6 protein-coding genes and 1 pseudogene are annotated in these 5,596 nt (G+C 33.6%); 5 read left to right on the forward strand and 2 right to left on the reverse strand.

Annotated features, from left to right (window positions below; translation table 11 throughout):
* The first annotated feature begins 160 nt into the window (after nt 1-160).
* The 5 genes and pseudogenes from CL42_RS15415 (at nt 161) to CL42_RS15430 (ending at nt 2,896) form a co-directional block, all read left to right on the forward strand.
* On the forward strand, nt 161-442 hold the full coding sequence (locus tag CL42_RS15415) for a type II toxin-antitoxin system RelB/DinJ family antitoxin (RefSeq protein WP_035270626.1): 282 nt from the start codon (nt 161-163) through the stop codon (nt 440-442).
* Nucleotides 442-603: a hypothetical protein gene (locus CL42_RS17455; RefSeq protein WP_212771607.1), complete on the forward strand. Its 162-nt coding sequence runs from the start codon at nt 442-444 to the stop codon at nt 601-603. Before CL42_RS15415 ends, CL42_RS17455 begins: the two co-directional genes overlap by 1 nt.
* A gap of 235 nt (nt 604-838) precedes the next feature.
* Nucleotides 839-934: pseudogene (locus tag CL42_RS17125) on the forward strand (IS5/IS1182 family transposase); the annotation flags it as partial.
* Nucleotides 935-1,320: 386 nt separating this feature from the next.
* The gene (locus tag CL42_RS15425) at nt 1,321-2,625 is read left to right on the forward strand and encodes a type II toxin-antitoxin system HipA family toxin (protein WP_035270638.1); all 1,305 of its coding nucleotides are present in this window, start codon (nt 1,321-1,323) and stop codon (nt 2,623-2,625) included.
* Nucleotides 2,618-2,896 (forward strand): helix-turn-helix domain-containing protein, encoded by a 279-nt coding sequence (locus tag CL42_RS15430; RefSeq protein WP_004871362.1) that lies wholly within the window; start codon nt 2,618-2,620, stop codon nt 2,894-2,896. Before CL42_RS15425 ends, CL42_RS15430 begins: the two co-directional genes overlap by 8 nt.
* A 15-nt stretch (nt 2,897-2,911) precedes the next feature.
* Here the strand turns inward: CL42_RS15430 and CL42_RS15435 are convergent, their stop codons facing one another.
* On the reverse strand, nt 2,912-4,123 hold the full coding sequence (locus CL42_RS15435) for a tyrosine-type recombinase/integrase (RefSeq protein WP_035270641.1): 1,212 nt from the start codon (nt 4,121-4,123) through the stop codon (nt 2,912-2,914).
* A gap of 392 nt (nt 4,124-4,515) precedes the next feature.
* Nucleotides 4,516-5,229: a phosphoribosyltransferase gene (locus tag CL42_RS15440; protein WP_001986287.1), complete on the reverse strand. Its 714-nt coding sequence runs from the start codon at nt 5,227-5,229 to the stop codon at nt 4,516-4,518.
* Nucleotides 5,230-5,596: the final 367 nt, after the last annotated feature.

Genomic DNA, 5,596 nt, shown 5'->3' on the forward strand with positions numbered 1-5,596 from the left:
GAAATGCATAAAATTGTAACTCCAAAATAAAAATGTCTGGTCTATGATGCACATCAACAGCTACTTGGACACCAATTCTTATTAAGAATGGACACTTACTATTTTTGTTTGGTGTCACTTTATGCCGTAAAATGGCATTAGAAAGATCAAGAGGTGTTAAATGTCTACGCTAATTAAAAAAAGAGTTCAATATACTGTGGATGAGGCAATCTCAGAATCAGCAGAGTACATAATCAAAAAAGTTGGGCTAACCCCTGCATCTGTTTTTAGTATGGTTATGGCTGAAATTGCTAAAACAGGTCGAATTCCTGTGAGTAATCAAATAAGTGATGATGATTTTAATACAGCACAACTCATAGCCCTGAGCCATAATATCCCGAGTGTAAAAGTATCCGATACAAAATCTGCTCAAGAGTTTTTAAATGATGATGGTGGATACTAATGGCACAGGACTTGTATTGGGCTTACGTTGGTTTTACAGACATAGCAGATGGTAAAACCCGTCCTGATTTATTTATTCGACAAACAAAAAAAGACTACATCGTATTCCGTTTAAGCAGTCAATATGACAACAAATCTGACTTTATTAAAAGTAAATATTGAAATTACAGATTGGAAATCGGTTGGACTAAGTAAAAAATCATGGATTGATACCGTACAGACATATCAGTTGCCAATTGATAAGACAAAATTAACTTACATTGGTAAACTTTCTAAAAATGACTATGAACGATTAATTAATCACTTAGATTCTCAAATGAAGTGCAACAGAGATTAAATTATTGGAAAGAAGCAAGATAAGCTAGCATTGAGTGTCCGTTTTAATTGGAGGTTAATACATTTTGATAGTCAAGTGAATGAGATTCATGCACGCGTAGATGTCTTAAATAAATTCACAGAATTAGGTCGCCCTCATACCCAAGTTGTCACTTAAATATAAGTAGGTATGGTAGATTGTAATTTTTAAATATTTGTGCAACACAGCCGTTCAGATGATGTACAAGTTCGTTCTTTAATATTCTCCAGAAACTTTCAATTGGAGCATTATCGAAGCAATCTCGGTCTGAATAGATTTACGGAATTAGGTAGAACTTACATCCAAGGTGCCACTTAAATCTGAATGGCTTAGGGAAAACCCAGCTTTTAAATATTTATACAACAAAGCCATGAAAAGATAAGAAAAATTTTACAACTCCCTTAATATGATTGCTTATAGCCAACTTAAATAATTCAAGATCATATTTTGAAAATTCAATAAATATTTACTATAATAAATAAATATAGCCAAAATAGAAACTAATCTTTTATTTTAATACATATATGAATCAATATTGCACACTTCAAATTTTTCAAAATAACGAATGGCAAGATTGCGCTATCGTTGAATTAACTGCTAATCAAGAGCAGGGCTGGAGAGCATCTACACGAACTTCATACTTATTTGAATATGCTATTGAACATATGGATTTAAGAGATGGTTATGCTCTATCATTCCAATTTCCAGTCAATGTACAAAACAACTTAGAAAACCAATGGCCAGCATTTCTCATGGACTTGCTACCTCAAGGCTATGGGCGAAAGGAGCTTTTAAATCAGCTGGGTTTTTCAATTAATGCAGAAGAACAAGCTGATTGGCCCCTACTGAAATCTGGGGCAGGTAATCCTATTGGTAATCTGCGAATTAAAGAAGCTTATGACTGGCTTCAAGATCATTTTCCGACAGTGAAACCTTGTGGATTTAGCCTAAGCGAAATAATTGAAAGGAAAGAAGATTTCATTGAGTCACTTGCATCATATGGCTTATTTGTTGCTGGTTCTTCAGGTGTTCAAGGTGAATGGCCTAAACTATTACTAACACAAGGATATGATGGTCTGTTTTATTTAGATCACAGTCTTCCAGATGAACTAGCGGCAAAGCATTGGCTAGTTAAATTTAGTCGTGGAAATGATCAAAAATTGGAAAAAATACTGTTACATGAAGCAATTTACATGAAAATAGCTCGGTATTTAGGTCTAAGAGTGTTCAAGGACTTGGAGCTTCACCAGAGAACGCTATTTATTCCACGTTTTGATCGCCAAATTATCAATGGTAAAGTCGAAAGAATTGCACAAGAAAGCCTAGCCTCTTTAAGTGGTAAAGCTGGCTTCGGCGTTAAAATGACACATAATCAAATCTGTACATTGATCATGGAATGTTGCTCATCACCAAAAGCTGAAATTTTTGAATATTTGAAACGAGATATCGCTAATGTTGCATTAGGAAATAAAGACAATCATACCCGTAATACCGCAATTCAACGTTTAAATGACGGCACAATTCAATTAACACCCCTCTTCGATTTTGCACCAATGTGGCTTCATCCTGACGGAATTGCACGTACTACACGTTGGGAAAAAGATGACCATGGAGGAATGCCTATATGGGGATCTGTCATAACGCAAATAGAAGAATGTACAGGAATAGATTCAACTGAAATTAAACATTCAATGATTCAACAATTGCCACTCTATGAAAATTTGCTCGATGAAATGAAAAAAATAAATATAGATGATGAGATTCTACAAAATAGTCATCATCGTATATTGAATATATGCCAACAGATTCAGGAGTTTTCTAATGGATAAACGTTATAAGCCTATGACGGCAATCGAGCAAATGAATAAACGCTTACAAGTCTTAGAAAATATAAATAACAATCCTGAGTGGCAAATTTACCAGATTGCATCATACATTAGAAAAGAACTACATTTAACATTAAATGAAATGAGTAAAATTACTAAAATAGCACCACAGACTTTACAGAAAATGGAGCAACCTGATAGTAATCCAACCTTAGATTCTATAAATAAGTTGTTAAATGCATTTGGTTTAAAATTTATTATTAAATCAAAATAGTTTAATTTAAATTACCTATAAACTAGATTTTGATTTATTTTCTAAATAGTCACCCCACCACTGCATCATATCAGCTCTTTGTTGAATATAATCTGCATGGTTATAACTAGCACGTGTTTTATTCTTATCTACATGTGAAAGCTGAGCCTCAATCCAACTATCTTGGAATAAGCCAGAATCATTTAAAATAGTACTGAATGTGGATCTTAAACCGTGTGAGGATAGCTCATTTGTTTTATATCCCATCTTACGAATGGCTGAATTTATTGTGTTAAAATGCAATGGCTTGTCTTTAATTTTTGGGCTGGCAAAAACATAACGATCGCCTTGTGACCACTCTAGTGCAGATCTAACAATGCTCACCGCTTGCGATGATAACGGGACTAAAAAATCTGGAATATCATAACCTGCTATCACTTTTCGACGATATTGCTTGATATGTAAAGCAGGTATTTTCCAAATTTTGTTGTCAAAATCAAAATGACGAGGTTCTGCAGACAATAACTCTGCCCCCCTGACTCCAGTATATAATTTAAATAGGATTGCTTTTTTTATAATCGGATCTGTATTTAGTTGAGTGATTCTAAGAATAAAATTAGAAATTTCTACATCTTTTAAATAAGGATAATTTTTCTTTAATTTCCCTTTCAATAATATTTTATTGAGACCATAAGCTTGATTATAATCACAGTATCCCATTGCAACTGCAAAATCATAGATTTGATTTAAATAGCTATACGCTTTTTTTACAGGTTCCTTAACTCCCCTATTTTCAATCTGCTTAATGACCTTAACTAAATCAGTTCTTTTAATTTTACTAAAATCTATATCACCAATAACGGGATAAATGTCATTTATTAAACATGTATTCGCCAATTGGATTACACCACCACGTGGTTGATCTTTAAATGAATTATTTGTTTTAAACTCTAACCATTCTTCACAAACAACTTTAAAAGTTTGAATTTTCTCCTGAACTAAATTTTGTGTAGAAAATTTAGTTGCCTTATAGGAGTCTCTGGCCACTCTAGCCTCTTTGAGATTCATCTCAGGATATGTACCTAGAGTGACTCGTGGTCTTTTACCCGTTTCTGCAACTGAATATCGATAACTCCAAGACTTTTTTCCACTAGGATCGACTTTTAAGCTTAAACCATCATCATCAGCTAAAAAGTAAATTTTTTCTTTTGGATATGACTTTCGTACTTGTGTTTCCGTAAGACTCATAAATTTTTATAAACCAGCATAATGATCCCCATTATCTTAATTATATCAAAAATAAGCATTATTATGTGATGCGTACACTACGCATCATATATATTTGTAATATATTGTTTTATATATTTAATATTTTAAGTATTTGTATTTTAGTAACCATTATAAGTACCACCTCTTCTTTAAGTTCCCAACAACTCACTTTTTCTGTCATCAATGTTAAATAAGTCTTGTGCTTTAAATTCTTAGATGACCTCCTCTACCCTTTATTATCATTTTTATAAAAGTAACTATATGTACTCATTAAAATTTGTAGAGCTCAAAAACAAAAAAGACCGCTATATAGCAGTCTTTTAACTTAATTAAATAATAATTAATTCATTTTCATCATAAGTGCATAAGCATCACGTTTGTTTTGACGCAATGATTCTATCTCGGACTTCGTCAGCTGTTTTACGAGAGTTGAGGATATACTTTGCTTCCCACTCTGTGAGCCTTTCGAAATCGTACCCGTAAATCGATTTCCACCATGCTTCAAGATTACCATATACATCCCTCAATTGCTGAAGAGTTTCTTTACTTAGAGCTAATTGTGATGAGTATTGTTTACCCGTCAGTGCATATGCTCCAATAACTTTATTCGTCCCAGTTGTTTCAATATGACCTTTTAATGCTGCAAAAGTACCACCTTGGGTCTGGGTATCATCAACAATAATAACACATTTATCATTGTTTATTGTCCCATCAAATGCTGGTGGGTTGGCTAATCTATGCCACCCATCACCGCCAGTTCTTGATACTTTTATAGCTTGAACTATATTCGTATCAACTTCAAGCCCAAGTTTCTTTGCTATAACTGCTGAAGTAGCTAAAGGAATCATATTACGACCGACTGCTTCCTCAGCATGTACAGGTACTATAATAGTTTCCCGACCATCGATAATTCTTTCTAGTTCAGCAATCGCCTCATCCGAAACTAAATCTTTAGCTAAAATATACGCACTTTCAACATCCCCTGCTTTAGCAGCTTCATACATGTAATGAGAGGTTGCATCTCCAAGACCACGGTCAATAACCGTTTTAGGAAACATATTCCAATCTGTGCGATATAACTTCATATTTTTAAATAAGTTTTAATGATGGCTAGCATTAAATTTTACACTAAATTTACCGCTAGCATCTCTTGGATATTATTTTTCGTATCAGGCAGCACTCTCAAAAGCCGTTTGTTTGGACAGTCCCCATGATCATACACGAGGCAGCTTCAAATACTTATGGGCCCATCCTATCCAGTTGTATCTTCTTGCATCACATGAATATTGTATACTCATTTTGACTACTTGAAAATTATGGAACAACGTCAATAAAAACAATAACTCTAGAGTCTTTAGTCGACATTCCTAAAAAGGTAAATTCAACATTTCTTTCCATATCATTTCTTTGTGTCTCTGGATGAACAAAAGAAACATAGCTTATTTCAAAGAA

Source organism: Acinetobacter sp. Ver3 (assembly GCF_000632455.1).
Lineage (GTDB): Bacteria > Pseudomonadota > Gammaproteobacteria > Pseudomonadales > Moraxellaceae > Acinetobacter.